The organism is Streptomyces marokkonensis (genome assembly GCF_039539045.1).
In the GTDB taxonomy this organism is placed as follows: Bacteria; Actinomycetota; Actinomycetes; order Streptomycetales; family Streptomycetaceae; genus Streptomyces; species Streptomyces marokkonensis.
On record NZ_BAABCQ010000295.1, the window covers coordinates 1 to 4,858 of the forward strand.

Below are 4,858 nucleotides of genomic sequence, written 5' to 3' on the forward strand. Positions count from 1 at the left end.
GCGCGGGAGAGTCCCCGGTCGTCGCCGGGGCGCCGAAGGAGCAAGTCCCTCCCTTGAATCTCTCAGGCCCCGTTACCGCGCGGGCGAGGCACATCTGAAAAGCGGGCCGCCGCTCGACGGCTGCCCCACCCAAGGTGCAAGTCCTGGCCACCGTGGACCGGTGGTCGTGGCGAACCTCTCAGGTTCCGATGACAGATGGGGAGGATCGACCTCGCCACGTCCTGTCCTGGGAGACGAACGACCGATGAGCAGTACCGAACTCCGCCGTACCGCGCTCGATGCCACGCATCGCGCGCTGGGTGCGACGATGACCGACTTCGCGGGCTGGGACATGCCCCTGCGCTACGGCTCCGAGCGGGACGAGCACCTCGCCGTGCGCTCCCGGGCCGGACTCTTCGACCTCTCGCACATGGGCGAGATCACCGTCACCGGTCCGCAGGCGACCGAACTGCTGAACTTCGCGCTGGTCGGCAACATCGGCACCGTGAAGCCGGGCCGCGCCCGCTACACCATGGTCTGTCGCGAGGACGGCGGCATCCTGGACGACCTGATCGTCTACCGCCTGGACGAGGCCGGCGCCGCCACTCCCCACTACATGGTGGTCGCCAACGCCTCCAACGCCCAGGTGGTCCTGGACGCGCTGACCGAGCGCTCCGCCGGCTTCGACGCCGAGGTCCGCGACGACCGCGACGCGTACGCGCTGCTCGCCGTGCAGGGCCCCGAGTCCTCCAAGATCCTCGCGTCGCTGACCGACGCCGACCTGGACGGCCTGAAGTACTACGCGGGCCTGCCCGGCACGGTCGCGGGTGTCCCGGCGCTCATCGCGCGCACGGGCTACACCGGCGAGGACGGCTTCGAGCTGTTCGTGAAGCCGGAGCACGCCGTGGCGCTGTGGCAGGCGCTGACCAGTGCCGGTGAGGGCGCCGGGCTGGTCCCGTGCGGACTGTCCTGCCGGGACACGCTCCGCCTGGAGGCGGGCATGCCGCTGTACGGGCACGAGCTGTCGACCGCCCTGACGCCCTTCGACGCCGGTTTCGGCCGGGTGGTCAAGTTCGAGAAGGAGGGCGACTTCGTCGGGCGCGCCGCGCTGGCCGAGGCCGCTTCCCGGTCGGAGCAGAACCCGCCCCGTGTCCTGGTCGGCCTGGTCGCCGAGGGCCGCCGGGTGCCGCGCGCCGGGTACCAGGTCGTCGCGGGCGGCGAGGTGATCGGCGAGGTCACCTCGGGTGCCCCGTCCCCGACGCTGGGCATGCCGATCGCCATGGCGTACGTCGACCCCGCGCACGCCGCGCCGGGCACCGCGGGTGTCGGCGTGGACATCCGGGGCAGCCACGAGCCGTACGAGGTCGTGGCGCTGCCGTTCTACAAGCGCCAGAAGTAGACAGTAGAGGGACACCGGTCGCGGCCGTCCCCGGCCGCGCGCACGTCTCCGCTGCTCACCGGTGGTGTCAGCGGTCCCCCGTTCATCAGCACCTTCCCGCGTACAGGAGAATCCAGGCCATGAGCAACCCCCAGCAGCTGCGCTACAGCAAGGAGCACGAGTGGCTGTCGGGCGCCGAGGACGGCGCCTCGACGGTCGGCATCACGGAGCACGCGGCCAACGCGCTCGGTGACGTCGTCTTCGTCCAGCTCCCCGAGGTCGGCGACGCGGTGTCCGCGGGCGAGACCTGCGGCGAACTGGAGTCCACCAAGTCGGTCTCCGACCTGTACTCCCCCGTCTCCGGCGAGATCACCGAGATCAACGAGGACGTCGTCAACGACCCGTCGCTGGTGAACTCCGCGCCCTTCGAGGGCGGCTGGCTGTTCAAGGTGCGGATCACGGACGAGCCGGCCGACCTGCTCTCCGCCGACGAGTACACCGCCTTCACCGCCGGCTGAGGAGTCACGGACCACATGTCCCTTCTGAACACGTCCCTGCACGAGCTCGACCCCGACGTCGCCGCCGCCGTCGACGCCGAGCTGGACCGCCAGCAGTCCACCCTCGAGATGATCGCCTCGGAGAACTTCGCCCCGGTCGCGGTCATGGAGGCCCAGGGCTCGGTCCTCACCAACAAGTACGCCGAGGGCTACCCCGGCCGCCGCTACTACGGCGGCTGCGAACACGTCGACGTGGTCGAGCAGATCGCCATCGACCGGGTCAAGGCGCTCTTCGGCGCCGAGCACGCCAACGTGCAGCCGCACTCGGGCGCCCAGGCCAACGCGGCCGCGATGTTCGCGCTGCTCAAGCCCGGCGACACCATCATGGGTCTGAACCTCGCCCACGGCGGGCACCTGACCCACGGCATGAAGATCAACTTCTCCGGCAAGCTCTACAACGTCGTCCCGTACCACGTCGGTGAGGACGGCCAGGTCGACATGGCCGAGGTGGAGCGCCTCGCCAAGGAGACCAGGCCGAAGCTGATCGTGGCCGGCTGGTCCGCGTACCCGCGGCAGCTGGACTTCGCCGCCTTCCGCAAGGTCGCGGACGAGGTCGGCGCGTACCTGATGGTCGACATGGCGCACTTCGCCGGTCTGGTCGCGGCGGGCCTGCACCCGAACCCGGTCCCGCACGCCCACGTGGTGACCACCACCACGCACAAGACGCTGGGCGGCCCGCGCGGCGGTGTGATCCTCTCCACGGCCGAGCTGGCCAAGAAGATCAACTCCGCCGTCTTCCCCGGTCAGCAGGGGGGCCCGCTGGAGCACGTGGTGGCCGCCAAGGCCGTCGCCTTCAAGGTCGCCGCGAGCGAGGACTTCAAGGAGCGCCAGGGCCGTACGCTGCAGGGTGCCCGCATCCTGGCCGAGCGCCTGGTGCGGGACGACGCGAAGGCGGCGGGCGTCTCCGTCCTGACCGGCGGCACGGACGTCCACCTGGTCCTGGTCGACCTGCGCGACTCCGAGCTGGACGGGCAGCAGGCCGAGGACCGCCTCCACGAGGTCGGCATCACGGTCAATCGCAACGCCGTCCCGAACGACCCGCGTCCGCCGATGGTGACCTCCGGTCTGCGCATCGGTACGCCGGCCCTGGCCACCCGGGGCTTCACGACCGAGGACTTCGCCGAGGTCGCGGACGTGATCGCCGAGGCGCTGAAGCCGTCCTACGACGCGGAGGCCCTCAAGGCCCGGGTGAAGACCCTGGCCGACAAGCACCCGCTGTACCCGGGTCTGAACAAGTAGCACCCGGCCTGTTCGGGGGCGCCGTGCCCGCCACAAGCGGGCACGGCGCCCCGCCCGAAGCACCACCCTCTGCACCACCCCCGTTCTGAGGAGTCCCCGTGGCCATCTCGGTCTTCGACCTGTTCTCGATCGGCATCGGCCCGTCGAGCTCCCACACGGTCGGCCCGATGCGCGCGGCCCGCATGTTCGCCCGCCGCCTTCGCAACGAGGAGCTGCTGGACTCCGTCGCCGGCGTCCGCGCCGAGCTGTACGGCTCGCTCGGCGCCACCGGCCACGGCCACGGCACGCCCAAGGCGGTACTGCTCGGCCTGGAGGGCGACTCACCGCGCACGGTGGACGTGGAGAAGGCGGACGAACGCGTCGAGACGATCAGGTCCTCGGGTCGCATCCGCCTCCTCGGCGAGCGCGAGATCGCCTTCGCCTACGACGACGACATGGTCCTGCACCGCCGCAAGACCCTCCCCTACCACGCCAACGGCATGACCCTGTGGGCGTACGACGCGGCCGGCACGGAAGTCCTCTCGAAGACGTACTACTCGGTCGGCGGCGGCTTCGTCGTCGACGAGGAGGCGGTGGGCGCGGACCGCATCGTGCTCGACGACACGGTGCTCAAGTACCCCTTCCGCACCGGCGACGAGCTGCTGCGCCTGGCCCGGGAGACGGGCCTGTCCATCTCCGCCCTGATGCTGGAGAACGAGCGGGCCTGGCGCGACGAGGACGAGATCCGTGCGGGCCTGCTGGAGATCTGGCGCGTGATGCGGGCGTGCGTCGACCGCGGCATGTCCCGCGAGGGCATCCTGCCGGGCGGCCTGAAGGTCCGCCGACGCGCCGCCAACACCGCGCGCAAGCTGCGCTCGGAGGGCGACCCGCAGGCCCTGTCCATGGAGTGGATCACCCTCTACGCCATGGCCGTGAACGAGGAGAACGCGGCCGGCGGCCGGGTCGTCACCGCCCCGACGAACGGCGCGGCGGGCATCATCCCGGCGGTCCTGCACTACTACATGAACTTCGTGCCCGGCGCCGACGAGGACGGCGTCGTCCGCTTCCTCCTCGCCGCCGGCGCGATCGGCATGCTCTTCAAGGAGAACGCCTCCATCTCCGGCGCCGAGGTCGGCTGCCAGGGCGAGGTCGGCTCCGCCTGCTCCATGGCGGCCGGCGCGCTCGCCGAGGTGCTCGGCGGCACGCCGGAGCAAGTGGAGAACGCCGCCGAGATCGGTATGGAGCACAACCTCGGCCTGACCTGCGACCCGGTCGGTGGCCTCGTCCAGATTCCGTGCATCGAGCGCAACGGCATGGCCGCGGTCAAGGCGGTCACGGCGGCCCGGATGGCGATGCGCGGCGACGGTTCCCACAAGGTGTCCCTCGACAAGGTCATCAAGACCATGAAGGAGACCGGCGCGGACATGTCGGTCAAGTACAAGGAGACGGCGCGCGGCGGGCTCGCGGTGAACATCATCGAGTGCTGAGGTTCTAGGCCCTGACCAGCGCGTTTACGTCTTTCAGCGCTGTCAGGGCCTTCCCTGCCTACGGGGCGGAAAGTCCCTGGAATCTCCCTGAGACAGACGTGAAAATCCCTGCAAAGTCCCTGACGGATCCCTCGCCGATGGGCGCTTGACCTGGAAGTTCGCGACACCCGCGCAGCGATGGACGTCCCTCCGACACACCCGCTCGGAGAATCACCCTCCTCCAATAATAAGAGTTTTGT

The 4,858-nt window shown here is 70.3% G+C and carries 4 protein-coding genes and 2 riboswitches; all 4 genes read left to right on the forward strand.

All coding sequences use genetic code 11. The annotated features are described in order from the left end of the window. Positions 1-88: riboswitch (glycine riboswitch) on the forward strand. This riboswitch is flagged as partial in the annotation. Continuing rightward, a riboswitch (glycine riboswitch) is annotated at positions 89-205 on the forward strand. Between the two features lie 39 nt (positions 206-244). The 4 genes from gcvT to ABEA26_RS34965 all read left to right on the forward strand — a co-directional run bounded on the left by gcvT (position 245) and on the right by ABEA26_RS34965 (position 4,619). Continuing rightward, on the forward strand, positions 245-1,378 hold the full coding sequence (gene gcvT, locus ABEA26_RS34950) for a glycine cleavage system aminomethyltransferase GcvT (protein WP_345597968.1): 1,134 nt from the start codon (positions 245-247) through the stop codon (positions 1,376-1,378). A 119-nt stretch (positions 1,379-1,497) separates the two neighbouring features. Next, the gene (gene gcvH / locus ABEA26_RS34955) at positions 1,498-1,875 is read left to right on the forward strand and encodes a glycine cleavage system protein GcvH (RefSeq protein WP_345597969.1); all 378 of its coding nucleotides are present in this window, start codon (positions 1,498-1,500) and stop codon (positions 1,873-1,875) included. A gap of 15 nt (positions 1,876-1,890) precedes the next feature. Continuing rightward, positions 1,891-3,153 (forward strand): serine hydroxymethyltransferase, encoded by a 1,263-nt coding sequence (glyA, locus tag ABEA26_RS34960; RefSeq protein ID WP_345597971.1) that lies wholly within the window; start codon positions 1,891-1,893, stop codon positions 3,151-3,153. A gap of 98 nt (positions 3,154-3,251) precedes the next feature. Further along, on the forward strand, positions 3,252-4,619 hold the full coding sequence (locus tag ABEA26_RS34965; RefSeq protein WP_345597973.1) for an L-serine ammonia-lyase: 1,368 nt from the start codon (positions 3,252-3,254) through the stop codon (positions 4,617-4,619). Positions 4,620-4,858: the final 239 nt, after the last annotated feature.

What these genes read in the sequence shown, in the direction of transcription:
- gcvT (WP_345597968.1), top strand. Translation starts at nt 245, where the DNA reads ATGAGCAGTACCGAACTCCGCCGTACCGCGCTCGATGCCACGCATCGC.
- gcvH (WP_345597969.1), top strand. Translation starts at nt 1,498, where the DNA reads ATGAGCAACCCCCAGCAGCTGCGCTACAGCAAGGAGCACGAGTGGCTG.
- glyA (WP_345597971.1), top strand. Translation starts at nt 1,891, where the DNA reads ATGTCCCTTCTGAACACGTCCCTGCACGAGCTCGACCCCGACGTCGCC.